This is a genomic window from Amycolatopsis heterodermiae (assembly GCF_034929455.1).
In the GTDB taxonomy this organism is placed as follows: Bacteria; Actinomycetota; Actinomycetes; order Mycobacteriales; family Pseudonocardiaceae; genus Amycolatopsis; species Amycolatopsis heterodermiae.
In genome coordinates this window covers 500,241-524,600 of record NZ_JAYFSI010000005.1, presented here as the reverse complement: position 1 = coordinate 524,600, position 24,360 = coordinate 500,241, and the positions used below count along the sequence as shown (strand labels likewise).

The window sequence follows — 24,360 nt, the reverse complement described above, 5'->3', positions numbered from 1 at the left end:
TCACCCGCGCATGACGAACCTGGGGGCGCTGGGCGCCACGCTGAACACGACCGGGCCGGAGGCCGTCGCGGCCGCCGCCGAGCTCGAGGAGCTGGGGTACGGCGCGATCTGGCTGCCGGGCGGGCAGGCCAGCAACCTGCCGCTGATCGCCGACGTGATCCACGGGACGGCGAAGATCCCGGTGGCCAGCGGCATCCTGCCGGTCGACCGGGTGCCGTCCGCCGACGTGGCCCGGGCGTACGCGGACCTGCCGTCCGGGCGCTTCGTCGTCGGCCTCGGCGGCGCCCACGGCCCCCGGCCCTTCGCCACGTTGAACGACTACCTCGACGAGCTCGACGACACCGTCCCCGCGTCGGCCCGCATCCTGTCCGCGCTGGGCCCGAAGATGCTGGAGCTGTCGCGCGCCCGCGCTTCGGGTGCCTACCCGTTCCTCGTGACGACGGACTACGTCGCGTCGGCGCGGGAGATCCTCGGCGCGGGGAAGCAGCTGGTGGTGCTGCTGAGCGTCGTCGCGGAGACGGACCCGTCCGCGGCCCGCGAGCGCGCCCGCGACGGCTCGCTGCGGTTCCTGGCCGGGATGCCCGGCTACGCGAACAACTTCCGCCGCATGGGCTTCACGGACGCCGACATCACGGACCTGTCCGACCGGCTGGTCGACGGGCTCACGGTGCGCGGCGACCTCGACACGGTCGTCGCCCGGCTGCGCGAGTACCGCGCGGCGGGGGCGGACCAGGTCGTCGTCCCGGCCGGCGACCTGCCCCGCGAGTGGTGGCCGGTGCTGGCGGAGGCCCTGCGGTGACGACGGCACGGTCCCGCGGGCTCACGCACGCGCCGCCGGCGGAGGTGTCGCTGCAGGACGCCCTGGCGGCGGTCGCCGACCCCGTCCGCCGCAGCATCTTGCGTGAGCTAGCGGCCGTGCCGGACTGGACGAAGGCGTGCGGCACGTTCAATCTGCCGGTGGCGAAGGCGACCCGCAGCCACCACTTCGCGGTGCTGCGCGCGGCGGGCCTGATCGAACAGCGCGACGACGGCCCCCGGCGCCTGAACCGCCTGCGCCGCCCCGAATTCGACGCAGCCTTCCCGGGCCTGCTGGCCCTGGTGCTGCGCGACCCGGCGGACATCCGCGTCAGTCGCTCCGGCCGGTGAACGCCAGCGTCGTGCCCAAGCCGATCATCACCAGGCCGCCGGTCCCGCCGACCGCTTCCAGCCGCCGTGGCGAGCGGGCGAACCACGCCCGCGCCGTGCCCGCGACCAGCGCCCACGCGCTGTCGGTGGCCAGCGCGATCGCGGGCAGGCAGAGCCCGAGCACCAGCATCTGCGCCGGCACCGAACCGGCAGCGGGGTCGACGAACTGGGGGAGCAGCGCGGCCAGGAACACGATCGACTTCGGGTTCGCGAAGCCGACCACGAAACCGTCGCGCAGCACGGTGATCACCCGGCCGGGTGCCGCGGCGACGCGCGCGGCCATCGCGTCGGTGAGCCGGCGGCGGTGCCGCACCGCCTGGATCCCCAGGTACACCAGGTAGGCCGCGCCGGCGATCTTGATCGTGGTGAACACCGCGGCCGACGTCGTCACGAGCGCGCCGAGGCCGAACGCCACCGCGACGACCTGCGTGTAGACGCCCACGGCGTTGCCGAGGACGGTGAGGAGCGCGTCGCGCCGCCCGACGGTCAGCGCGCGGCTGATCGTGAACAGCACACTCGGCCCGGGGACGACGACCATCAGGAACGTCAGCGCGGCGAATGCCGCGAGGTGCGCGCTGGAGACCATGCCCCCGAGGTTAACGCCGTGGCCGGCGGGGTGACCACGCGTTTTCGTCGGTGCCGGGTGGTAGGAATCTCGGGTGCCTCTCGAGATCTCCACCGCCCAGCGCCGGGCTCGCCTCGGCGTCCGCCACCACCTCGCCGCGCCCGCGGCCACGGTCGAGGACGCCGTCGCGGGTGTCGTCGCGCTGCACGCCACCGACCCGGCGACCGTCCACCTCTCGGCGGCCGCCCGGCTCGTCGGGCCGGCGATCGCCGAGGTCGAGCGCGCGCTGTACGACGACCGCACGGTGCTGCGGCTGCTCGGCATGCGCCGCACGGTGTTCGTCACCGGCCTGGAGACCGCGGCCCTCGTGCAGGCCGGCTGTTCGGCGGACATCGCGGCGAAGCAGCGGCGGCTGCTGGAGCAGCACCTCGGGCAGCAGGGATACCCGGAGAACGTGCCGGAGCCGGGGAAGTGGCTGGCCGACGTCGAAACGGCGGTCGAAGCCAAGCTGCGCGGCTTCGGCTCGGCGACCGCGCAGCAGCTGAGCGAGGCCGAACCCCGGCTGCGGCAGCGGCTGCAGATGTCGAAGGGCAAGCCGTACGAGGCGATCGGCAACGTCACCAGCCGGGTGCTGTTCCAGCTGGCGGTCGACGGCCGCATCGTCCGCGGCCGCCCGCGCGGCACCTGGCTGAGCACCCAGTACGTCTGGCATCCCCTGGACGAGTGGGTGGCGAGCGGCCTCGCCCCGTGGAGCGCCGCCGAGGCGCGCGTCGAGCTGGCCCGGCGCTGGCTGCGCTCGTACGGCCCGGCCCCGCTGACGGACCTGCGCTGGTGGACCGGCTGGACGCTCGGCCAGACCAGGAAGGCACTGGCCGGGCTCGAAACGGCGGACGTCGACCTCGGCGGCGTGCCCGGGGTGGCGCTGGCGGACGACGTCGAGCCGGTGCCCGAGCCGCCGGCCTGGGCCGCGTTCCTCCCGTGCCTCGACCCGACCCCGATGGGCTGGCAGGACCGCGACTGGTTCCTCGGCGAGCACAAGGCGGCGCTGTTCGACCGCTTCGGCAACGTCGGCCCGACGGTCTGGGCCAACGGCCGCATCGTCGGCGGCTGGGCCCAGCGTGAGTCGGGCGAGGTGGTGTTCCGGCTGCTGGAGGACGTCTCGGCGGAGGAAAAAGCCGAGGTGGAGGCGGCGGCGGACCGCTGCGCGAAGTGGTTCGGCGTGGTCCGGGTGATCCCGCGGTTCCGCACCCCGCTCGAACGCGAGCTGGCCGAGTGAGGGGAGGCCGGGAACTTGATCGATTGAGTCGCTCACCGGACCCGCGGCCCAGTACCAGCCGGGGAGGCATCCGCACCCCGCGCGGCCAGCCGGAACCGGCGGACCGCGAGCCTGCCTGGTCCGCCGTGGTCCGGATGACGAACACGTGAACTCCGAGCCCCGACACGCGCCGGCTTCTTAATCGATTCTTGACCCGTTCGCCAAGTGGTGGAAGTCTCGTCAGGGCAGTCAGGGACGCGCATGCCCGCACGCTAGGGTTGCCGCGAGCCCGCAAGTCACGGCCGGGACTCCCGGCCGATCCTCAGAGGAGTGGCAGCAGTGACCGTTCGCGTAGGTGTCAACGGCTTCGGCCGCATCGGCCGCAACTTCTTCCGCGCCGTGCAGGCCAGCGGCCACGACATCGAGGTCGTCGCCTTCAACGACCTCGGCGACGTCGCCACCATGGCCCACCTGCTGAAGTACGACTCGATCCTGGGCCGGTTCCCGGGTGAGGTCAGCGTCAGCGACGAGGGCATCGTCGTGGACGGCAAGACCATCAAGGCCCTCGCCGAGCGCGACCCGGCCAACCTGCCCTGGGGCGACCTGGGCGTGGACGTCGTGGTCGAGTCCACCGGCTTCTTCACCAACGCCGACGCCGCCAAGGCGCACATCGCCGGCGGGGCCAAGAAGGTCATCATCTCCGCGCCCGCCAAGGGCGAGGACCTGACCGTGGTGCTCGGCGTCAACGACGACAAGTACGACGGCTCGCAGAACATCATCTCGAACGCCTCGTGCACCACCAACTGCCTCGGCCCGCTGGCCAAGGTCCTCAACGACGCCTTCGGCATCGAGCAGGGCCTGATGACCACGATCCACGCGTACACGCAGGACCAGAACCTGCAGGACGCGCCGCACAAGGACCTGCGCCGCGCCCGCGCCGCCGCGATCAACGTCGTGCCGACCTCCACCGGCGCCGCCAAGGCCATCGGCCTCGTGCTGCCGGAGCTGCAGGGCAAGCTCGACGGCTACGCGCTGCGCGTCCCGGTCCCGACAGGCTCGGCCACCGACCTCACCGTCACGCTCGCCAAGGCCGCCACGGTCGAGGAGATCAACGCCGCCTACAAGGCCGCCGCCGACGGCCCGCTCGCCGGGATCCTGCGCTACAGCGACGACCCGATCGTGTCCTCGGACATCGTCACCGACCCGGCGTCCTGCATCTACGACGCGCCGCTGACCAAGGTCATCGGCAACCAGGTCAAGGTCGTCGGCTGGTACGACAACGAGTGGGGCTACTCCAGCCGGCTCGCGGACCTGGTCAAGCTCGTCGGTTCGAAGCTCTCCTGAACCCGATGACCGTCAAGAACCTCGACGACCTGCTGGGCGAGGGCGTTCAGGGCCGGTACGTACTCGTGCGTTCCGACCTGAACGTCCCGCTCGACGGGGACCGCATCACCGACGACGGCCGGGTCCGCGCCGCGCTGCCGACGATCAAGAAGCTCGCCGAGGCGGGCGCCAAGGTCGTCGTCACCGCGCACCTCGGCCGCCCCAAGGGCGAGCCGGACCCGAAGTACACGCTGGCCCCGGTCGCCGCGCGGCTATCCGAGCTGCTCGGTGCCGACGTCGCGCTGGCCGGTGACCTGGTCGGCGCGTCCGCCAAGGCGCTGACCGCCGGCCTCGTTGGCGGCAGTGTCATGCTGCTGGAGAACGTGCGCTTCGACGCGCGCGAGACCAGCAAGGACGCCGTGGACCGCTCCGAGCTGGCCGCCGAGCTGGGCGCGCTCGTCCCGGGCGGCGCGTTCGTCTCCGACGGCTTCGGCGTCGTGCACCGCAAGCAGGCCTCGGTCTACGAGGTCGCCTCGGTGCTCCCGGCGTACGCGGGCGGCCTGGTGCTGGCCGAGCTGGACGTGCTGAAGAAGCTGACCGACGACGTGCAGCGGCCCTACGTGGTCGTGCTCGGCGGCGCGAAGGTGTCCGACAAGCTCGGCGTCATCGCGAACCTGCTGACCAAGGTCGACCGGCTGCTCGTCGGCGGCGGCATGGCGTACACCTTCCTCAAGGCCCAGGGCCACGAGGTCGGCAAGTCGCTGCTGCAGGCCGACCAGCTCGACCAGGTGAAGGGCTTCCTCGCCGAGGCGGAGAAGCGGGGTGTCGAACTTGTGCTGCCGGTCGACGTCCTCGCCGCGACCGGGTTCTCGGCCGACGCCGAGCACGAGGTCGTCGAAGCCACGGCCATCCCGGCCGACCGCGAGGGCCTGGACATCGGCCCGAAGACCCGCGAGCTGTTCGCCGGCAAGCTGGCCGACGCCAAGACCGTGTTCTGGAACGGCCCGATGGGCGTGTTCGAGTTCGAGGCGTTCTCCGGCGGCACCCGTGCCGTCGCCGAAGCCCTGGTCAAGAGCGACGCGTTCACCGTGGTCGGCGGCGGCGACTCCGCGGCCGCGGTGCGGCAGCTCGGGCTGCCCGAGGACGGCTTCTCGCACATCTCCACCGGAGGCGGGGCCTCGCTCGAGTACCTCGAAGGCAAGGAACTGCCGGGCGTGACCGCCCTGGAGGAGAAGAACTAGTGGCACGCAAGCCGTTCATCGCCGGCAACTGGAAGATGAACCAGAACCACCTCGAGGCGATCGCGCTGGTGCAGAAGATCGCCTTCGCGCTGCCGGAGAAGTACTACGCGAAGGTCGACGTGGCGGTGCTGCCGCCGTTCACCGACATCCGCAGCGTGCAGACCCTGGTCGACGGCGACAAGCTGTCGCTGACCTACGGCGCGCAGGACATCTCCTCGCACGACGCCGGTGCCTACACCGGCGAGGTGTCGGGCGTGATGCTGGCCAAGCTGGGCTGCAAGTTCGTCACCGTCGGGCACTCGGAGCGGCGCGAGTACCACGCCGAGACCGACGAGCTGGTCAACAAGAAGGTCAAGGCCGCGCTCAAGCACGGCATCACGCCGATCCTCTGCATCGGGGAGAAGCTCGAGGTCCGCGAGGCCGGCGAGCACATCCACCACACCACGACGCAACTGATCGACGGCCTGAAGGGCCTCAAGGCCGAGCAGGTCAGCGGTGTGGTCGTCGCGTACGAGCCGGTCTGGGCGATCGGCACCGGCAAGGTCGCCTCCTCGGCCGACGCCGAAGAGGTCTGCAAGGCCATCCGCGCCACCCTGCAGGAGAAGTACGGCGACGAGATCGCGACGTCGGTCCGGGTGCTCTACGGCGGCTCGGTGAAGTCGGGCAACATCGGCGAGCTGGTGGCCTGCGAAAACATCGATGGCGCCTTGGTCGGCGGGGCGAGCCTCGACGGCGAGGAGTTCACGAAACTCTGCGCACTCGCCGCGGGCGGGCCGCTGCCCTGATCGAGGCCACGACCGGGTAACCTGTGTATCCGGTCCGTCACACAGCAGTGGACGAGTCCAGGGGTACGGTGGTGGTCGTCACGACCATGCCGTGCCCCTGCATTCTCCTAGAGCCCAGAGGATGACATGAAGCTGTTCCTGCAAATCCTGTTGATCGTCTCCAGCGTGTTCCTCGTGGTGGCGGTTCTGCTGCACCGCGGGCGCGGCGGTGGCCTTTCGTCGCTGTTCGGTGGCGGGATGCAGTCGAGCCTGGCCGGGTCGAGCGTGGCCGAGAAGAACCTCGACCGGATCACCCTGCTGCTGGGTGCGGTGTGGCTGATCAGCATCATCGGGCTGGGCCTGCTGCTCAAGGTGTGACGTCCGGCGCCCCCGCCGGCGATCGAGACCGGGTCACACCAGCGGGGTGCGCAGCGATTCGGCGTGCCTATTGGGGGGCGCGCCGCCGATTCCATAGGTGTGAGGATTCATGGTTGGCGGTAACGCGATTCGGGGCACCCGGGTGGGTGCCGGACCTACGGGCGAATCGGAACGAGGTGAGTCGGCGCCACGGCGCCGAGTCGGCTACTGGTGCGCCAACGGGCACGAGGCCCGTCCGTCGTTCGCGATGGAGGCAGAGATCCCCGATGAGTGGGACTGCCCCCGCTGCGGACTCCCCGGCGGACAGGACGAGAAGAACCCGCCGGCCGCACCCCGGACCGAGCCCTACAAGACCCACCTGGCGTACGTGAAGGAGCGGCGCAGCGACGCCGACGGCGAGGCCATCCTCGCCGAAGCCCTCGAGCGTCTGCGCCAGCGCCGGGAGATCATCTAAGCGTCACCGCCGGAAGCCACCCCGAGGAAGCAACCCCTCGAGGTGGCTTTTCGCGCGCCCACGCCCGCTCGCTGCTTCGCCACCCGACGCCGTGTCGACCCCCCAATCACGTGTCGACCTCCCAGTCACGCGATTCGGCTCCGCAATCACGTGTCGACCTCCCAATCACACGATTCGGCTCCGCAATCACGCAAGCCGACCCTGCGATGATGCGAACCGACCAACCAGGTACGCGAGCCGACTCCCTGGGCACGCGGGCCGACCTCGAGATACGTGCGCTGACCCTCCAGACACAGGAGTCGACTCAGCGGGCACTTGAGCCGACTCCGGGCACGTGAGCTGACTCCCCCAGGTACGTGAGCCAGCCCTTAATGCGCGGGCGGGCTCTCCGGGTACGTCAGCCGATCCTCCAGGTGTGCGAGCCGACTCGGCAGGCACGTGAGCCAGCCTTGCTGCGCGAGCTGGTTCTCCAGGTGCGCTGGCCGGCTCTCCGGGTACGTGAGCCGACCCTCTAGCTGCGCGAGCCGACCATCCAGACACGCGACCCGACTCGGCAGGCAAGTCAGCCAAGCCTGCGTGCGCAAGCCGACCCTGCAGGTGCGCGAGCCGACTCAGCTAGGTACGTGAGTTGGCTCCTACCGGTATGTGAGCCGATCCTCTAGGTATGCGAGCCGACTCAGCAGGCTGTGAGCCAACCCTGGGCGCGAGTCAACCCCGGTAGGTGGGCGAGCCGACTCTGGCAAGTACACCAACCGACTGCCCGGGCACGCGAGGCGTCCGTCCAGGTACGCGAGTCGGCCATCCAGGTACGTGAGCCGACTGCCAACCGACCATCCAGACAGATGAGCCGACCCGCCTGAGCAGCCCCCGAATCAACGCTACGGGCAGCCACCGACAAGTCCGGAGCCCGAAAAGCCGCGAGCGGCGAACCCAGGACGCTGGAGTCCTGAATCCGCCGCTCGCGGCGTCATCGAAGCCGGAATCGTCGGTGCCCGCCCGTAAGCTGGAAACCGGGGGCTGCGCCCCAAGCCTCAAACCCTTCCGCAGCTCAGAGGCTCAGCGGATACCGCGCCCGGACCCGGAAGCCGCCGTCCTCGGTGCCCGACGTCTCGAAGCTGCCGCCCAGCAGGCGCGCTCGTTCGGCCAGTCCCGTCAGGCCGTGGCCGCCCGAGGGCAGCGCTTCGCCGGTGCGGCGGGCGCGCTCGTTGCGGACCTCGATCTTGAGCGCTCCGTGCTCACCCTGGATGCGGATGGTCGCCGTCGCGCCCGGGGCGTGCTTGTGGACGTTGGTCAGGCACTCCTGCACCGTCCGGTACGCCGCCGCGGAGACCTGGTTGGGCAGCGCGTCCGGCAGGTGCTCCACCGTCAGGTGCACCGGGACGTCGGACGTGCGGATCAGCCGGTCGAGCTCGTTGATGCCCGGGCGGGGACCATCGTCCTCCGAACCGGCGCGCAGCACGCTGACCAGCGACCGCAGCTCCTCCAGCGTCCGTTTGCTCAGGCCGCGGATGACCTGAGCCGTCTCCAGCGACCGCTCGTCGGTGGTCTGGGCCTGCAGCGCGCCCGCCTGCATCGCGATCAGCGTGATCTGGTGCGACACGACGTCGTGCATCTCCCGGGCCAGCCGGGCGCGCTCTTCGGCGCGGACGGCGTCGGCGTGGAAGCGGCGCTCGCGGTCCCGGCTCGTGGCCAGCTCGGCGAGCTTGTTCGCGACCTCGGTGCGGGCGCCGATGAGCATGCCGATCGCGATCGGCATGCCGGCGACGAGCACGCCGTAGATGCCGTCGAGGATGTGCTCGCGCCAGCTCAGCTGGACGAAGTCCTCGAGCGGCCACTGCACGAACCGGCAGGTCCACACCAGCGCGGCGCCGACCCAGGTCTGCCAGTGCAGCTGACGGCGGGTGGCGAGCATGCCGAGCGTGATCATGCTCGCCAGCTGCGCCCACCCGGCCAGGAAACCGGGGACCGCGACGAGCACGGCCAGGAACGGGAACTTGCGGCGGAACACCACGGCGAGGCAGGCCGCGCCGGACAGGTAGATCGAGTAGGGCTGGGCCTTCTCGGGGATCACCAGCCAGACGTCGAGCACGGCCAGGATGACCGCGGCCGCCTCGATGGCGAACATGACCACAGCGGGGCGGGGGAGCGACCCGAACGCGCTCAGACCACGCCTTCGCACCCGCTCGGCGGCCGACGGCCCCGAGCCGGCGATCGAGATGCCTGGAATCGAGAGTCCCTCTGTACTCATCGCTGGCGACCCCATTCGTCTTGTGGACTTGATGGTGAGAGGTGCTCAGGGCCCGATCGGGACGCGCAGGAGAGAACAAATGTGCGGATGCTAACGAGGTTGCGTGGGAAGACGGTAAGTTTCACGCGCCGTCGGTGTATTGGCGTCCGGATTTCGCATTCGCTTGCGCCGTTCGGGCGATGGCGCCGACGGCGCACTACTGACAGTGGATCTGTCACTGCCGAGCGTGCACCGGGACGACCACATCGTGGGAATCACGTTACCTCTCCGTGGCCGCCCGGCATAGCTCGTCAGGCCGCGGCCGGCCGGACCTCGTCACTCAGAAGGTGGACGAGACCCTCCTGGCACGCGGCCGCCGTCTCGATCGACCGCGGCAGCATGCGGGCCTCGTAGACGCGGATCGCGTCGGCAACGGTCGGCGACGTCGCCAGCGCGGTCGCCAGCTCGGTGCCGTCCAGCATGGCGAGGTTCGCGCCGACGCCGAGTGGCGGCATCAGGTGCGCGGCGTCGCCGAGCAGCGTGACGCCGGGGGTGGACGTCCAGGCGTGGGGCACCGGCAGGACGTACAGCGGCCGGTGCGTGAACTCGCCGTCGTTGTCGCGCAGAAACCCGAGCAGGTCAGGGTGCCAGCCAGCGTAGCGCTCCAGCAGTGTCGCGCGCACGGCGGCGGTGTCGGCGAAGGCGAAGCCGGCGTGCCAGTCCTCCGGCGCGTGGAACACGGCGTAGCCGCGGATGTGGCCGTTGCTGTTGCGCTGGGCGAAGATCGCGTTCCCGCCGGTCTTCGCGACCATCGTGCCCTGGTCGGTGAACGCGGCCAGGGCCGGGTGACGCCGGTCGGCGTCGTCGAGGCCGAACTCGACGAACGCGACGCCGCTGTACTCGGGCCGGACCCCGGTCAGGGCCTGGCGGACGCGGGACCACGCGCCGTCCGCGCCGATGACCAGGTCGAAGTCCTCCGTGACGCCGTCGGTGAAGCGCAGCCGGGCGGTGCCGTCCGGCAGCGGCGTGACGTCCCGGGTGGCGCGGTCCCAGCGGACGGTGCCGGGGGAGAGCGAGTCCAGCAGGAGGCCGCGGAGCTGGCCGCGGTCGATCTCCGGCTTGAACTCGTCGTCCTCGGCGGGGATCTCGTCCATGACGACGTCGGCGCTGAGTGGGTCGATCGCGCGCATCTGCTGGCCTTCGGGCCGGGCGAGCGCGCGCCACGTCTCGTGCAGGCCGGCCGTGCGGAGGGCGACCTGGCCGGTGTCGCCGTGCATGTCGAGGGTGCCGCCCTGCGGCCGGGCGTCGGCCGAGGCCTCCTGCTCGAAGACGGTGACGTCGAGGCCGTGCAACTGCAGGACGCGGGCGCAGGCGAGGCCGCCGAGCCCGGCGCCGACGACGGCGATCTTGGTGGTGCTGGTGTTGCAGCTGGTGCTTGTGGTGTTGCTGGTGCTGGTGTTCATGGCTTCCCCCGGGAAGTTCGGGCCGCCGGTCTCTCCGGCGGCGATGAACCCAGGAAATCAGAGTCACTACGAAAGTGCAATGACTACACTTTCAAAGTGAGTTCACCATCACGTAGGCTGAGGGCATGACGGAAGCGATCGGGCGCCGTGAGCGCAAGAAGGCGCAGACCCGCCAGGCGCTGGCCGACGCGGCGCTCGAGCTGTTCCTCGCGCGCGGCTTCGACCAGGTCGGGGTGAAGGAGATCGCCGACGCGGCCGACGTCTCGGTGACGACGCTGTTCAAACACTTCCCGAGTAAGGAGGCCCTGGTGTTCGACCAGGAGGCCGACATCGAGACGGCGCTGGTCGACGCGGTCCGCGGCCGGCCGCCGGGGCACACGATCGTGGACGCGCTGCGCAAGCACATCCTGGTCGACGTGGCCGAAAGCCCGGACGACGCGTTCCTCCGGCTCATCGAAAGCACCCCGGCCCTGCGCGAGTACAGCAGGCGGATGTGGATGCGCCACGAGACGGCGCTGGCTCGCGCGATCGCGGAGGAGTCGGGCGCCCCGGAGGAAGACGTGGCGTGCGCGGCACTGGCCCGTTTCGCGCTGGCATCGCGGGAGCTGATCGCGGCCCACGAAAACCCCCGCCGCGCGGCAGAGGAGATCTTCGCCCGCCTGGAGCGCGGCTGGCGCACGGAGTGAATAGGTGAGAGCGCTGGGGGTGAACGGTGGGACCGAGGGTGGCGGCCGCCGAATGCCGCCGGTGCACGGAGTTGGTGGCCGGGGAGCGGGCGAGAGTGCGCGAGTGTGAACGGTCGGACCGGGGCGGCGGTTGTGTGGAGTGCTGCTGGGTGCGGGGTTGGTGGCCGGGGAGCGGGCGAGAGTGCGCGAGTGTGAACGGTCGGACCGGGGCGGCGGTTGTGTGGAGTGCTGCTGGGGCGCGGGGTTGGCGGTTGGGGAACGGGCGGGCGCTCCGATGTGAGCGGTTGGACCGGGTGGCGGCTGCGCGGGGTGCTGCTGGTGCGCGGGGTCAGCGGCCGGGGAGTGGGCGAGTGTGAACGGTTGGACCGAAGTTGCGGCCGCGGAGTGCTGCTGTGCACGGGGTTGATGGCCGGGGAGCGGGCGAGAGCGCGAGTGTGAGCGGTTGGTCCGGGTGGCGGCTGCGCGGGGTGCTGCTGGTGCGCGGGGCCGGAGAGCGGGTGGGCGCTCCGATGTGAGCCAGGCGGCAGTCGCGTCGAATGCCGCTGGTGCGCTCGCGGAATGGGCGAAGGTGCTCAGGTGGGCGGTTGGACCGGGGTAGCGCTGCGCGGAATGCCGCTCGCGCATGGAATCAGCGGCCATGGAGTGGGCGAGAGAGTTCAGCTTGAACGGCTGGACCCGGACGGCAGCCGCTCGAAAGCCGGGGGAGCGGGCGAGAGCGCTCGGGATGAAGGCTGGGCTGCGGGCGCGCGGAGTGAACGGCCCCCGTAGAGCGGCCGGCCGAGGATGCGGATGACCTGAGCGGCCCCGGGTTCCGGCTCATCGCAGACGCTATGCGCCCCCGCGCAAAGAACGGATCATGCTCCGCAGAACCCGCAACGCGCCCGCCTGCTCGTCTTCGCTGAGGCCGGCCAGCATCCTGACCTCGACAGACCGGACCGCCGCCGACGCCTTCTCCAGGCTCCGCCGTCCGCGGGGCGTGAGACGCGTCGGAAGCACCTTCCCGACGGGTGCCGCCGCCGGCCTCGTCACGTGGCCCTCCCGTTCCAAATTCTGGAGCAGCACGTTCATCGACTGCCGGGTCACGAACGCGCCCCGGGCCAGGTCGGAGTTCGACAGGCCCGGGCGTTGCGCCAGGAGTTCGAGGCACGAGTAGTGCGTCACGGTCATCCCGAGCGGCCGCAGCACCTCCTCCATCGCGATGCGAAGCGCGCTTGACGCCTCTTTCAGCAGGTATCCCAGTGACGTCTCCAAGTCGACGCCGGCCCCGTCTTGACTCATGTCAGTATTCTGACATAGGTTGGTGCGTGTCAGAAGACTGACACGACTAGAAGGAGCATCAATGCCCGTCACCGGACCCGACTTCATCTCCCTCCAGGCGCGCGACCTCGGCGCTTCGCAGGCGTTCTACGAGCAGTACCTCGGCCTCGTCCGCTCGCCGGCCGGGCCGCCGCACGCCGTCGTCTTCGAGACGAAGCCGATCGCGTTCGCGCTCCGGGACGTCGTTCCCGGCACCGATCTCGACTCCGTCGCCCAGCCCGGCATCGGCGCGGCGATCTGGCTGCACGCCACCGACGTCCAGGCCATCCACGACGCGCTCGCCGCCGACGGCCACACCATCGTCTCGGCGCCCATCGACGGCCCCTTCGGCCGGACGTTCACCTTCGCCGACCCCGACGGCTACCACGTCACCCTCCACGACCGCGCGTGAGGAAAACAGTGAAGGCCCCCTGCCACGCGGGCAGGAGGCCTTCACGGAACGGACACGGTCAAGCCGTCGGTGGCTGGTACACCTTGGTGAGCTTGCCCGCCGCCGTGCGGTCGAGCAGCCACAGGGTCCTGCGGTGCCCGCGGGCCCCCGCCACCGGGAGCTGGACCTCGCCCGCTCCCGACAGGGCCAGCGCCACCGCGTCGGCCTTCGCCTCACCCGCGGTCATCAGCCAGACGTCCTGGGCCCGGCGGATCGCCGGGAGCGTCAGCGAAACCCGCGTCGGCGGTGGCTTGGGGCAGTCGCGCACCGCCACCACCGTCCGCGCGGTCTCGTACACCGCCGGGGACTCCGGGAACACCGACGCGGTGTGCCCTTCGCCGCCCAGGCCGAGCAGCATGATGTCGAACGACGGCACGTCGCCGTGGTCCTCCGGGCCGGCGTTGTCGGCCAGCACCTGGGCGTAAGCCGCGGCAGCGCTGTCCACGTCATCGCCGAACTCGCCGTCCGACGCCGCGATCGCGTGGACCCGCTTCGGGTCGAGCGGGACGTGGTCGAGCAGGGCCTCGCGGGCCTGCTTCTCGTTCCGCTCGTCCGAATCGGCCGGGACGAACCGCTCGTCACCCCAGTAGATGTCCAGGCGCGACCAGTCGATCGCGTCCCGGGCCGAGGATCCCCGCAGCTCCGACAGCACCGCGATGCCGGTGCCGCCGCCGGTGAGCACGAGCGAGGCCGAACCCTTGGCCGCCTGGACGTCCACGAGCCGCGTGACCAGCCGGGCCGCCGCCGCGGCGGCCAGCAGGTCCTGGTTCGCGTAGACGACGACCTCGGTCTTGCTCATGAAGTGCTCTTCTTGCCGTTGGCACCCGCCTTGGCCTTCCCCGGAGCCTTGGCCGGAGCCGGAGGAGCCGAAGGAGAAGCACCGGCACCCGCGGCCGCCGGGGACGTGACGTCGGCCTTGGCCGGCGCGCCCGTCTTGCCGTTGGTGCCGGACGTGATCTTGCCCAGGCCGTGCAGCGCCGCCTCGTAGACCTCGTCCGGGTCGAGCCGCCGCAGCTCCTCGACCAGGCAGTCCTGCGTGCTGCGCCGCTGCAGGGCGATCCGCCGGGTCGGCTGGCCCGGCTGGGTCAGCGTGCCGACGCGCCCGTCCGGCCGGTGCAGCTCCACCGCGCCCGAACGCCGCTCCAGGTTCACCGAGATGATCCCGGCCGCGCCCGAGCTCTTGACCCGCTTGACCGGCACCTTCAGGTACTCGGCCAGCCACGCGGCCAGCAGCTCGGTCGACGGCGAGTCGGCCTCACCGGTCACCGTCGCGGAGGTGATCTTCTCGTACGGCGGCAGGTCCAGCGCGGAGACGAGCTGGGCCCGCCAGTGCGTCAGCCGCGTCCAGGCCAGGTCGGTGTCGCCGGCCGCGTAGGCCTTCGCCCGCGTGGTGAGCGCCTTGACGGGGCTCTTCTCCGCGGCCGAGTCGGTGATCCGGCGCTGGGCCAGCTCGCCGAGCGGGTCCTTGTCCGGGTCCTTCGGGCCGGCACCGGGCCACCAGGTGACGATCGGCGCGTCCGGCAGCAGCAGCGGCACGACCGCGCTCTGGCCCTGGGCGGCCAGCGGGCCGTAGAGCCGCAGCACGATGACCTCGCTCGCGCCGGCGTCGCCGCCGACCCGGATCTGGCCGTCGATGCGCGGCGACGCGGTGCGCGCCCCCTTGGCGACCACGATCACCCGCGACGGGTGCTCGCGGCTCGCGCCGTTGGCCGCTTCGATCGCCGCTTCGAGGTGGCTGTCGTCGTCGGCCACGATGACCAGCGTCAGCACCCGGCCGAGCGCGACTTGCCCGCCCTGTTCGCGGATCTCCACCAGCTTCTTGTTGAGCGCCGAAGTCGTGGTGGACGGCAGGTCGATGATCACGGGCGCCTCCATTTGCGGCCGGTGCGCTCCAGCATTTCGTCGGCGGACGGCGGGCCCCAGGTGCCCGGCGGGTACTGCTCCGGCGAGCCTTCCTTGGCCCAGTGCTCGATGACCGGGTCGAGGATCTTCCAGGAGAGCTCGACCTCTTCGTTGACCGGGAACAGCGACGGCTCGCCGAGCAGGACGTCGAGGATCAGGCGCTCGTAGGCCTCGGGGGAGGACTCGGTGAACGCGTGCCCGTAGCCGAAGTCCATGGTGACGTCGCGGACCTCCATCGTGGTCCCCGGCACCTTCGAGCCGAACCGCAGCGTGATGCCCTCGTCCGGCTGCACCCGGATGACCAGGGCGTTCTGCCCCAGCTCCTCGGTCGACGTCGAGTCGAACGGCAGGTGCGGCGCCCGCTTGAACACCACGGCGATCTCGGTGACGCGACGGCCGAGCCGCTTGCCGGTGCGCAGGTAGAACGGCACCCCGGCCCAGCGGCGGCTCTGCACCTCGAGGGTCACCGCGGCGTAGGTCTCGGTCTTCGAGTCCTTCGCGAAGCCCTCTTCCTGCAGCAGGCCGGGCACCTTCGTGCCGCCCTGCCAGCCGCCCGCGTACTGGCCGCGCGCGGTGGTCTTGCTCAGCGGCCCGATCGCGCTGGTGCCCGAGAGCACCTTGATCTTCTCCGCGCGCAGGGCCCGCGGCTCGAACGACAGCGGCTCCTCCATCGCGGTGAAGGCGAGCAGCTGCAGCAGGTGGTTCTGGATGACGTCGCGGGCCGCGCCGATGCCGTCGTAGTACCCCGCGCGGCCGCCGAGGCCGATGTCCTCGGCCATGGTGATCTGCACGTGGTCGACGTAGTTGGCGTTCCAGATCGGCTCGAACAGCTGGTTCGCGAAGCGCAGCGCCAGGATGTTCTGCACCGTCTCCTTGCCGAGGTAGTGGTCGATGCGGAACACCGACTCCTCGGGGAAGACGTCGTTGACGATCGCGTTGAGCTCTTCGGCGCTCTTCAGGTCGTGGCCGAACGGCTTCTCGATGACCACGCGGCGCCAGGTGTTCTCGTCGGCGTTCGCCAGCCCGGAACGGGCCAGCTGCTTGGTCACCACCGGGAACGCGCCGGGCGGGATCGACAGGTAGAACGCGGTGTTGCCGCCGGTGCCGCGTTCCTTGTCGAGGTCCTGGACCGTCTGCGCGAGCCGGTCGAAGGCGTCGTCGTCGTCGAACGTGCCCTGCACGAACCGGATGCCCTCGGCGAGCCGGTTCCAGACCGACTCCTTGAACGGCGTGCGCGCGTGCGCCTTGACCGAGTCGTGCACCAGCTCGCCGAAGTCCTGGTGCTCCCAGTCGCGGCGGGCGAACCCGACGAGCGAGAAGCCCGCGGGCAGCAGCCCGCGGTTGGCCAGGTCGTAGATGGCGGGCATCAGCTTCTTGCGGGCCAGGTCGCCGGTGACCCCGAAGATCACCAGGCTGGACGGCCCGGCGATGCGCGGGAGCCGCTTGTCCCGCGGATCGCGCAGCGGGTTGCTCCAGGTCATGCGCCCACCTCCTGGACCGCGCGGACGACGGCGGCGAGGCCCGCGGCGCGGTCGGTCAGGTGCAGGCGCAGCACCGGGCGGCCGTGCTCGGCGAGCACCTGCCCGTCACCCAGGGCCTGGGCGTGCTGCAGCTGCCCCAGGGTGTACGGCCGGTCCGGCACGTCGAGGTCGTGCTCGACGGCGCCGCTGATCTGCAGGAAGACGCCGTTCTGGTGGCCGCCCTTGTGGTACTGCCCGGTGGAGTGCAGGAACCGAGGGCCCCAGCCGAACGTCGTCTGCAGGCCGGTGCGCTTGGCGATCTCGCCGCGCAGCAGCTCGGTCGACGCGTCGTCGAGGCGGTCCAGGTAGGCCTGCACCGCGATGTAGCCGGCTTCCGGCGCCGACGCGAAGAACGCGCGGAGCACGTCGGTCAGGCTGCCTTCGGTGGCGACGCCGTCGCTGCCGAAGATCTCGACCGGTCCGTCCACATTGGACGCCGTCTCGCCGCCCTTGAGCTTCTCCGGGTCGTCCAGCAGCGCGCGCGCCGCCTTCTTGGCCGCTTCGACGTCGGGCTGGTCGAACGGGTTGATCCCGAGCAGCCGGCCGGCGAGCGCCGTCGCGAACTCCCAGAGCAGCAGCTGCGCGCCGAGCGAGCCGGTGACGGCGATCTTCGCCGCGCCCTTCGGGGCGCCGACGGCGACCGCGGTGGCGTCGGACTTCGCGTCGGCGAAGCCGGGCGCCTCGGTGCCTTCGACCGCCACGGGCAGCAATCCGGTGCCCTGCTTGCCGGTCGACTCCGCGATCAGCTGCTCCGCCCAGTCGGGGAAGCCCTTGATGCCGGAGCCGGAGTCGGCCAGCACGACCTTCTCGGCGCCCGCTTCGTGCGCGGCGGCCCACGCGGCGGCCAGCTTGACCGCCGGGTTGTCCGCCGAGTCCGCGCCGAGCTCCTCGGCCACCGAGGCGGCCTGGTCGAGCAGGCGGGCGACGTCCGCGCCGGCCAGGCCGGCCGGGACGAGCCCGAACGCGGTCAGCGCCGAGTAGCGGCCGCCGACGTGCGGGTCGGCGAGGAAGGTCTTGCGGTAACCCTCCTTTTCGGACAGTTCCTGGAACGGCGAGCCCGGGTCGGTGACGACCACGATCCGCCGCGCCGCGTCGATTCCCGCGTCGGCGAACGCCTTCGCGAAGATCCGCCGGTGGCTGTCGGTCTCGACGGTGCCGCCCGACTTCGACGACACGACGATCACCGTGCGCTCGAGGTCACCGGCGAGCGCGTCGGCGACCTGGCCCGGGTCGGTCGTGTCGAGCACGGTCAGCGCGACGTCGTCGGTGCCGGTGATGACCTCCGGCGCCAGCGACGAGCCGCCCATGCCGGCGAGCACGACGCGGTCGACGCCCTCGGACCGCAGTTCGGTCCGCAGCGCCTCGATCTCGCCGATCAGCGGCCGGGACGACTTGTGCAGCGACGTCCACGAAAGCCGGATCGACGCCTCGGACTCGGCGTCCGGTCCCCAGAGCGTGGCGTCCTGGGCGGCCAGCTTCGACGCGGCCTGGTCCGCGACCAGCCGCTCGGCCAGCGGCGTGGCGCGCCCGGCCAGTTCGGCGTCCACGATCTCGACGCCGGTCTTTTCCCCTGTCGTCATGTCGTGCTTCAGCCCTTCGCCTTTTCGAGCTGGCCGTTGACGGTGTCGAGCAGTTCCGTCCAGGACTTCTCGAACTTCTCGACGCCCTCGTTTTCCAGGACGAGGAACACGTCGGTGATGTCGATGCCGACGGCCTCGAGCCGGTCGAAGACCTCCTGCGCCTCGGCGCCGCGGCCGGTCACCTGGTCACCCTTGAGGTCGGAGTGCTCGGCGACGGCGTCCATCGTCTTCTCCGGCATGGTGTTGACGGTGTCCTGCACCACCAGGTCGTCGACGTAGAGGGTGGGGGAGTAGTCCGGGTTCTTGACGCCGGTGGAGGCCCAGAGCGGGCGCTGCGCGTGGGCGCCGTCGGCCGCGAGGGCCTTCCAGCGGTCCGTGGCGAAGAGCTCCTCGAAGGCCGCGTAGGCGAGCCGGGCGTTGGCGACGGCGGCCTTGCCGCGCAGCGCCTTGGCCTCGTCGGTGCCGATCGCGTCGAGCCGCTTGTCGATCTCGGTGTCCACACGGGACACGAAGAACGACGCGACCGAGTGGATGCCGCGCAGGTCGTGGCCGTTGGCCTTCGCCTGCTCCAGGCCGGCGAAGTAGGCCTCGATGACCTTCTTGTAGCGCTCGACGGAGAAGATCAGCGTGACGTTGACGCTGATGCCCTCGGCGAGCGTGGCGGTGATCGCCGGCAGGCCCTCTTCGGTGGCCGGGATCTTGATCAGCGTGTTCGGCCGGTCGACGGTCTTCCACAGGTCCTTGGCCTCGGCCACCGTCTTGTCGGTGTCCTTGGCCAGGCGCGGGTCGACCTCGATGGAGACGCGGCCGTCGACGCCGTTCGTCGCGGCGTAGACGTCGCGGAACAGGTCGGCGGCGTTGCGCACGTCGGTCGTCGTCAGGTCGCGGATCGTCGCCTCGACGTCGGCGCCCTGGGCCGCGAGCTCCTTCGTCCGCTCGTCGTAGGCGTCACCCTTCGACATCGCGTTGGCGAAGATCGTCGGGTTGGTCGTCACGCCGACGACGTGCTTGTCGCGGACCAGCGCGGCGAGGTTGCCGGTGTTCAGGCGTTCGCGCGAGAGGTCGTCCAGCCAGATCGATACACCGGCCTCGGACAGCTGCGCGAGCTTGTCGTTGCTCATCAATGTCCCCTTCAGTTCTTGGTGTTGGCGATCGAGCGGCGGGCCGCGTCGACGACTGCCTCCGTGGTGAAACCGAACTCACGGAACAGTGTGGCGGCATCGGCGGAGGCGCCGAAGTGCTCGATCGAAACGTTCACCCCGGCGTCACCGGTGAAGCGGTGCCACGACTGGGCGATGCCCGCCTCGACGGACACGCGGGCCTTCACACCGGCCGGGATGACGGATTCGCGGTAGGCCGCGTCCTGCGCGTCGAACCACTCGACGCACGGCATCGAGACGACGCGCGCCTTGACGCCGTCGGCTTCGAGGACCTTCTTCGCCTCGACGGCGAGCTGGACCTCCGAGCCGGTGCCGATCAGCACGACGTCCGGGGTGCCGTCGGAGTCGGCCAGGACGTACCCGCCCTTGGCGACGCCCTCGGCGCTGGTGCCCTCGAGCACCGGCACGTTCTGGCGGGTGAGCGCCAGGCCGGACGGGTGGTGGATGTCCTCCAGCACGGCCTTCCACGCGTAGGCGGTCTCGTTGGCGTCCGCCGGGCGGACGACGTTGAGGCCCGGGATCGCGCGCAGCGCGGAAAGCTGCTCGATCGGCTGGTGCGTCGGCCCGTCCTCGCCGAGGCCGATCGAGTCGTGCGTCCACACGTAGGTGACCGGCGCCTTCATCAGCGCGGCCAGCCGGACCGGCGGGCGCATGTAGTCGGAGAAGATGAGGAACGTCGCGCCGTACGGGCGGGTGCCGCCGTGCAGCGCGATCCCGTTGAGGATCGAGCCCATGGCGTGCTCGCGGATGCCGAAGTGCAGCGTCCGGCCGTACGGGCTGGTCTTCCACATGTCCGTGGAAGCCTTCTCGGGGCCGAACGAGTCGGCGCCCTTCATCGTGGTGTTGTTGCTCTCGGCGAGGTCCGCCGACCCGCCCCACAGCTCCGGCAGCGGCTCGGCGAGCGCGTTGAGCACCTCGCCCGAGGCCTTGCGGGTGGCGACGCCCTTGGCGTCCGGCTCCCACTTCGGCAGGTTGTCGGCGAAGCCCTCCGGCAGCGTGCGGGTGGCCATCCGGTCGCCGATCTTCTTGCGCTCCGGGTTGGCCCGGCCCCACGCCTCGTACTTCTCCTGCCATTCGGCGTGCGCGGTCTTGCCGCGCTCGAGCGCCTGGCGGGTGTGCTTGATCACGTCGTCCTCGACGACGAACGACTGCTCCGGGTCGAAGCCCAGCGCGGTCTTGACCGCGGCGACCTCTTCGGCGCCCAGCGCGGCGCCGTGCGCCTTGCCGGTGCCCATCTTCTTCGGCGCCGGGTACCCGATGACGGTCCGCACCGCGATGAACGACGGGCGGCCGGTTTCGGCCTTCGCGTTCTTGATGGCCTCTTCGAGCGCTACGACGTCTTCGCCGCCTTCGACGAACTGGGTGTGCCAGCCGTAGGCCTCGTACCGCGCGACCGTGTCCTCCGAAAGGGCGATGTTCGTGTCGTCCTCGATGGAGATCTTGTTGTCGTCCCAGAAGACGATCAGGTTGCCCAGCTCCTGGCGGCCCGCGATGGACGACGCCTCGGCGGTGACGCCCTCTTCGATGTCGCCGTCGGAGGCGATGGCGTAGATGAAGTGGTCGAAGATGCTCTGGCCCGGAGCGGCGTCCGGGTCCAGCAGGCCGCGCTCGCGGCGGGCGGCCATCGCCATGCCCACGGCGTTCGCGAGGCCCTGCCCCAGCGGGCCGGTGGTGGTCTCGACGCCGTCGGTGTGGCGGTACTCGGGGTGACCCGGGGTCTTGGAGCCCCACTTGCGCAGCTGCTTGAGGTCCTCGAGCTCGAGGCCGTAGCCGGCGAGGAACAGCTGGATGTAGAGGGTCAGGCTGCTGTGCCCGGCCGACAGCACGAACCGGTCGCGGCCCGGCCAGTGCTGGTCGTTCGGGTCGTGACGCAGCGTGCGCTGGAACAGCGTGTAGGCCAGCGGCGCGAGGCTCATCGCGGTGCCGGGGTGGCCGCTGCCACAGTTCTCGACCGCGTCCGCGGCGAGCACCCGGACGGTGTCCACGGCGCGGGTGTCGGTGTCGGTCCAGTCGGCGGGGACGTTACGCCGGAGGAGTGGGTTGTTCTCGCTGGTAGGGGCGGTATCGGACACTGAACTCCAACTCCCGGTCATGATGGTTGCGGCTGGTCTTCCTCGTTCCGGTTACCCGTGCGCACGGACATCTATCTCAATCGATCCCGAAGGGACGATATTCCTGCTCGCGGCCGTGCGCCGGGGCAATCGCGGCCCGACCCGGCCAGCCTAGTGCTTGAGCCGGTCGAGGACCCGCGATCACCCACGGGATTCACCACGTCTAACATCGTTCGAGGGTTCAGACCGGCGGTTTTCAGCGGCACCACACGCCTCCGGCATCGGGCCCGCCCCGAACCTGACGCAGGGAGTGAAATGTCGTTGGTGAACGCTGCGCACGGACGCAGTGAGGACACCAGCGCCGTGCACCCGACCGGTGAACGACCGCACGGTGACCGGCGAAGCATCCGCCAGGTCGTCGGCGCCTACGCCGCCTTGGCGAAGCCGCGGGTGATCGAGCTCCTCCTGGTGACCACCATCCCGGCGATGTTCCTCGCCGGCCGTCAGATCCCCTCGCCGTGGCTCGTTCTGGCCACGCTGCTGGGCGGGACGATGGCCGCGGGCAGCGCGAACGCGCTCAACTGCGTGATCGACGCGGACATCGACAAGGTGATGAACCGCACGAAGCGGCGTCCACTGGTGAAGGACTCGGTGCCGCGGCGCGGCGCGCTGATCTTCGGCCTGGTGATGGGCGTCGCCTCGGCCGTGGTGCTCTACTTCACGGTCAACCTGCTGTCGGCTGTGCTGGCCGTGGCCACGATCCTCTTCTACATCTTCGTCTACACGCTCGGCCTGAAGCGGCGCACGTCGCAGAACGTCGTCTGGGGCGGCGCGGCCGGCTGCATGCCGGTGGTCATCGGCTGGGCGGCCGTCACCGGCACGGTCCAGTGGCCGGCGTTCGTGATGTTCGGCGTCATCTTCTTCTGGACGCCGCCGCACACCTGGGCGCTGGGCATGAAGTACCGCGACGACTACGAGCGCGCGGGCGTCCCGATGCTCCCGGTCGTGGCCACCGCCCAGCACGTCGCCAAGCAGATCGTCATCTACTCGTGGGTGATGGTGGCCTGGACGCTGCTGCTGCTCCCGGTGACGTCGTGGCTGTACGGCACGTTCGCCATCCTCGCGGGCGGCTGGTTCCTCTTCTACGCGCACAGCCTCCAGGCCGCGGTCCGCCGCGGCGAGGAGACCAAGCCGATGGCGCTGTTCCACCGCTCGAACACGTACCTGATGATCGTGTTCGTGGCGCTGGCGGTCGACTCGGCGATCGGCCTGCCCACGCTGGGCCTGCCCTTCTGAGCACCGCGGAGTTCTTCGCGGACGTCGTCGAGTCCGGCACCGTGCTCGGTGCGGACCGCACCTGGTCGCCCGAGCGGGTGGCGGAGCTGCTCGGTGACGACTACGGCGACAACCCGTCGGACCACTCGCTCGGCCGTGACCACGGCCTGGCCGAGTTCTTCTGGCAGCGCTCCGGCCCCGGCCAGCCGTGGGAGGGCACGCACTTCTCGGTCCAGGCGCACCGCCTCCGCGTCGGCGACCCCGAGCTGATCAGCCCGGTCCTGCGCGAGCGCTACGGCATCGTCCCCGTTCCGGTCCCGTTCGCCGACGTCGCCGCGCTGCTCGAGGCGCGGGACGTGGCCCTGGCCGAGGTGCCGTACCCGGTGGACCCGGCCGAGATGCGCACGTACTGGCAGCCCGGCTCGCGGACCCTCGTCTACGTGGTCGCGGGGTCGTACTACGGCCGGGCCGGTGACGTCTACAAGCTCGTCAACCCGAGCAGCGGAACGCCCTGAGGCGCCGGATGGTCAAGAAGGTCGTGCTCGCGGCGGTCGTCGCCCTTCTGTTCGCCGCCCTCCTCTACCTCGGCGGCGGCAAGGTGTCCCTGGACGAGAACACGCTCCTCGGCACGGGCTGCGCGATCCCGTCCCGGATCACCGCGGTCCCCGGCCCCGCCGACGCGGCCCCGGGCGGCGGCGGGATCCGGGTGGCCGAGGTTTCGCCGTCCGGCGCGGTGCTGGAGAACACGAGCACGCAGGTCGCCTACCGGATCCCGGTCGGGCCCTCGGTGGTGCCGTTGCTCACCTCGGGCGCCCGGATCGGCGTGGCCACGGGTGGCGTGCTGGGCCAGGTCACCTGGCTGACCCCGGAGTCCCTGGGCGGCTTCACCCCGGTGACGGCCACGGTGGTCCCAGGCGGGGTCAGGTTTCACTCGTCGAACTGCCGCGCGCTGACCAGCCGCGGAGGGGCGGCGCTTCGCCGTGACGCGGGCGGCCGGATCGTGGGCGCGGACCAGCTGCCGGCGGCGAGCGTGTCCTGCGTGCCGGGGGATCATGAGCTACCGGCTTCGCTCGGGGCGGGCACCGAGGTCTACCCGTACTGCGACCTCTGAGGAAACGGTTCTGCGGATGAACAAGAAAGGGCTCCTGGCCATACTCGGCGTTGTCGTCGTCCTCGCCGCCATCGTCGTCTCGGCGGGTGGCAAGCTGCCCTGGACCGGCGGATCCGCCTCGGACGACAGCTGTGACATTTGATCCCGCCCGGCGCGGACGCCGGTGTGCTCGCGCGGGATCACGGCCGGGAAGTCTCAGGGACCGTCGTGGAGAACACCGGCACCGAGGTCGCCCGCCGGATCCCGGTGCGGTTTCGGCTGTTCGACGCCGCGTATCACGAGCTTCCCGGAGCCGACGCCCTTGAGCTCCCGCTGCTGCCCGGCCAGCTGATCGGGCACCGGGAAAGGCACCGATGCGGGGAAGGTCCGGGTGGCCGCCGCCGAGACGGGTGTGGGGCCGAACGCCTGGCTGCCGCGCGCCGCTGGACCTGATCGTCTTCCTCGACACGCAGGACCGCGACCTCGGTGGCGAC

25 protein-coding genes are annotated in these 24,360 nt (G+C 70.9%); 14 read left to right on the top strand and 11 right to left on the bottom strand.

Annotated features, from left to right (window positions below; translation table 11 throughout):
- Nucleotides 1-10 precede the first annotated feature (10 nt).
- Both VA596_RS24605 and VA596_RS24600 read left to right on the top strand, forming a co-directional pair.
- The gene (locus VA596_RS24605) at nt 11-799 is read left to right on the top strand and encodes a TIGR03620 family F420-dependent LLM class oxidoreductase (protein ID WP_323330452.1); all 789 of its coding nucleotides are present in this window, start codon (nt 11-13) and stop codon (nt 797-799) included.
- Nucleotides 796-1,146 (top strand): ArsR/SmtB family transcription factor, encoded by a 351-nt coding sequence (locus VA596_RS24600; protein ID WP_323330450.1) that lies wholly within the window; start codon nt 796-798, stop codon nt 1,144-1,146. The genes VA596_RS24605 and VA596_RS24600 overlap by 4 nt, the downstream gene beginning before the upstream one ends.
- Here the strand turns inward: VA596_RS24600 and VA596_RS24595 are convergent.
- The gene (locus VA596_RS24595; protein WP_323330449.1) at nt 1,127-1,771 is read right to left on the bottom strand and encodes a LysE family translocator; all 645 of its coding nucleotides are present in this window, start codon (nt 1,769-1,771) and stop codon (nt 1,127-1,129) included. The genes VA596_RS24600 and VA596_RS24595 overlap by 20 nt on opposite strands.
- Nucleotides 1,772-1,844: 73 nt before the next feature.
- Between VA596_RS24595 and VA596_RS24590 the strand changes: the two genes are divergently transcribed.
- The 6 genes from VA596_RS24590 to VA596_RS24565 all read left to right on the top strand — a co-directional run bounded on the left by VA596_RS24590 (nt 1,845) and on the right by VA596_RS24565 (nt 7,165).
- The gene (locus VA596_RS24590; protein ID WP_323330447.1) at nt 1,845-3,026 is read left to right on the top strand and encodes a winged helix DNA-binding domain-containing protein; all 1,182 of its coding nucleotides are present in this window, start codon (nt 1,845-1,847) and stop codon (nt 3,024-3,026) included.
- A gap of 318 nt (nt 3,027-3,344) precedes the next feature.
- Complete coding sequence (gene gap, locus VA596_RS24585; RefSeq protein WP_323330445.1) at nt 3,345-4,349, top strand: type I glyceraldehyde-3-phosphate dehydrogenase; 1,005 nt, start codon at nt 3,345-3,347, stop codon at nt 4,347-4,349.
- Between the two features lie 5 nt (nt 4,350-4,354).
- Complete coding sequence (locus VA596_RS24580; protein ID WP_323330442.1) at nt 4,355-5,569, top strand: phosphoglycerate kinase; 1,215 nt, start codon at nt 4,355-4,357, stop codon at nt 5,567-5,569.
- Nucleotides 5,569-6,354 carry a triose-phosphate isomerase gene (tpiA, locus tag VA596_RS24575; protein ID WP_323330440.1) on the top strand — a complete coding sequence of 262 codons (786 nt, stop codon included), beginning with the start codon at nt 5,569-5,571 and terminating at the stop codon, nt 6,352-6,354. Before VA596_RS24580 ends, tpiA begins: the two co-directional genes overlap by 1 nt.
- Before the next feature lie 126 nt (nt 6,355-6,480).
- Nucleotides 6,481-6,711: a preprotein translocase subunit SecG gene (gene secG, locus VA596_RS24570; RefSeq protein ID WP_323330438.1), complete on the top strand. Its 231-nt coding sequence runs from the start codon at nt 6,481-6,483 to the stop codon at nt 6,709-6,711.
- 109 nt (nt 6,712-6,820) lie between these two features.
- The gene (locus tag VA596_RS24565) at nt 6,821-7,165 is read left to right on the top strand and encodes an RNA polymerase-binding protein RbpA (protein ID WP_323330437.1); all 345 of its coding nucleotides are present in this window, start codon (nt 6,821-6,823) and stop codon (nt 7,163-7,165) included.
- 1,048 nt (nt 7,166-8,213) lie between these two features.
- Here the strand turns inward: VA596_RS24565 and VA596_RS24560 are convergent.
- Both VA596_RS24560 and VA596_RS24555 read right to left on the bottom strand, forming a co-directional pair.
- The gene (locus VA596_RS24560; protein ID WP_323330436.1) at nt 8,214-9,413 is read right to left on the bottom strand and encodes a sensor histidine kinase; all 1,200 of its coding nucleotides are present in this window, start codon (nt 9,411-9,413) and stop codon (nt 8,214-8,216) included.
- A 290-nt stretch (nt 9,414-9,703) separates the two neighbouring features.
- Entirely contained in the window at nt 9,704-10,855 is a 1,152-nt protein-coding gene (locus tag VA596_RS24555; RefSeq protein ID WP_323330435.1) for an FAD-dependent oxidoreductase, read from the bottom strand.
- Nucleotides 10,856-10,980: 125 nt separating this feature from the next.
- Between VA596_RS24555 and VA596_RS24550 the strand changes: the two genes are divergently transcribed.
- Complete coding sequence (locus VA596_RS24550; RefSeq protein ID WP_323330433.1) at nt 10,981-11,541, top strand: TetR/AcrR family transcriptional regulator; 561 nt, start codon at nt 10,981-10,983, stop codon at nt 11,539-11,541.
- An 828-nt stretch (nt 11,542-12,369) separates the two neighbouring features.
- Here the strand turns inward: VA596_RS24550 and VA596_RS24545 are convergent.
- Complete coding sequence (locus tag VA596_RS24545) at nt 12,370-12,819, bottom strand: MarR family winged helix-turn-helix transcriptional regulator (RefSeq protein WP_323330430.1); 450 nt, start codon at nt 12,817-12,819, stop codon at nt 12,370-12,372.
- Nucleotides 12,820-12,880: 61 nt separating this feature from the next.
- Between VA596_RS24545 and VA596_RS24540 the strand changes: the two genes are divergently transcribed.
- Nucleotides 12,881-13,249, top strand: a complete 369-nt coding sequence (locus tag VA596_RS24540; protein ID WP_323330428.1) for a VOC family protein — start codon at nt 12,881-12,883, stop codon at nt 13,247-13,249.
- Between the two features lie 58 nt (nt 13,250-13,307).
- On the opposite strand, the gene pgl is transcribed toward VA596_RS24540, so the two are convergent.
- The 6 genes from pgl to tkt are packed head-to-tail and all read right to left on the bottom strand — an operon-like array spanning nt 13,308 to nt 21,522.
- A complete protein-coding gene (gene pgl / locus VA596_RS24535; protein WP_323330426.1) occupies nt 13,308-14,087 on the bottom strand; it encodes a 6-phosphogluconolactonase in 780 nt (259 codons plus the stop codon).
- The gene (gene opcA, locus VA596_RS24530) at nt 14,084-15,151 is read right to left on the bottom strand and encodes a glucose-6-phosphate dehydrogenase assembly protein OpcA (protein WP_323330424.1); all 1,068 of its coding nucleotides are present in this window, start codon (nt 15,149-15,151) and stop codon (nt 14,084-14,086) included. Before opcA ends, pgl begins: the two co-directional genes overlap by 4 nt.
- On the bottom strand, nt 15,148-16,671 hold the full coding sequence (gene zwf / locus VA596_RS24525; RefSeq protein ID WP_323330422.1) for a glucose-6-phosphate dehydrogenase: 1,524 nt from the start codon (nt 16,669-16,671) through the stop codon (nt 15,148-15,150). The genes opcA and zwf overlap by 4 nt, the downstream gene beginning before the upstream one ends.
- Nucleotides 16,668-18,290 carry a glucose-6-phosphate isomerase gene (locus VA596_RS24520; RefSeq protein WP_323330420.1) on the bottom strand — a complete coding sequence of 541 codons (1,623 nt, stop codon included), beginning with the start codon at nt 18,288-18,290 and terminating at the stop codon, nt 16,668-16,670. The genes zwf and VA596_RS24520 overlap by 4 nt, the downstream gene beginning before the upstream one ends.
- An 8-nt stretch (nt 18,291-18,298) precedes the next feature.
- On the bottom strand, nt 18,299-19,411 hold the full coding sequence (gene tal / locus VA596_RS24515) for a transaldolase (protein ID WP_323330419.1): 1,113 nt from the start codon (nt 19,409-19,411) through the stop codon (nt 18,299-18,301).
- A gap of 11 nt (nt 19,412-19,422) precedes the next feature.
- Nucleotides 19,423-21,522 carry a transketolase gene (gene tkt, locus VA596_RS24510; protein WP_323330417.1) on the bottom strand — a complete coding sequence of 700 codons (2,100 nt, stop codon included), beginning with the start codon at nt 21,520-21,522 and terminating at the stop codon, nt 19,423-19,425.
- A 294-nt stretch (nt 21,523-21,816) separates the two neighbouring features.
- Between tkt and VA596_RS24505 the strand changes: the two genes are divergently transcribed.
- From VA596_RS24505 to VA596_RS24490, 4 genes are read left to right on the top strand one after another with little or no spacing between them, the layout of a single operon-like run.
- A complete protein-coding gene (locus tag VA596_RS24505) occupies nt 21,817-22,797 on the top strand; it encodes a heme o synthase (protein ID WP_323330415.1) in 981 nt (326 codons plus the stop codon).
- Nucleotides 22,798-22,838: 41 nt separating this feature from the next.
- Entirely contained in the window at nt 22,839-23,291 is a 453-nt protein-coding gene (locus tag VA596_RS24500) for a hypothetical protein (RefSeq protein WP_323330413.1), read from the top strand.
- An 8-nt stretch (nt 23,292-23,299) separates the two neighbouring features.
- Nucleotides 23,300-23,887 (top strand): hypothetical protein, encoded by a 588-nt coding sequence (locus tag VA596_RS24495; protein ID WP_323330411.1) that lies wholly within the window; start codon nt 23,300-23,302, stop codon nt 23,885-23,887.
- Nucleotides 23,888-23,903: 16 nt separating this feature from the next.
- Complete coding sequence (locus VA596_RS24490) at nt 23,904-24,029, top strand: hypothetical protein (RefSeq protein WP_323330410.1); 126 nt, start codon at nt 23,904-23,906, stop codon at nt 24,027-24,029.
- Between the two features lie 53 nt (nt 24,030-24,082).
- On the opposite strand, the gene VA596_RS24485 is transcribed toward VA596_RS24490, so the two are convergent.
- Nucleotides 24,083-24,226, bottom strand: coding sequence for a hypothetical protein (locus VA596_RS24485; protein ID WP_323330409.1), 144 nt, complete (start codon nt 24,224-24,226; stop codon nt 24,083-24,085).
- Between the last annotated feature and the right edge of the window lie 134 nt (nt 24,227-24,360).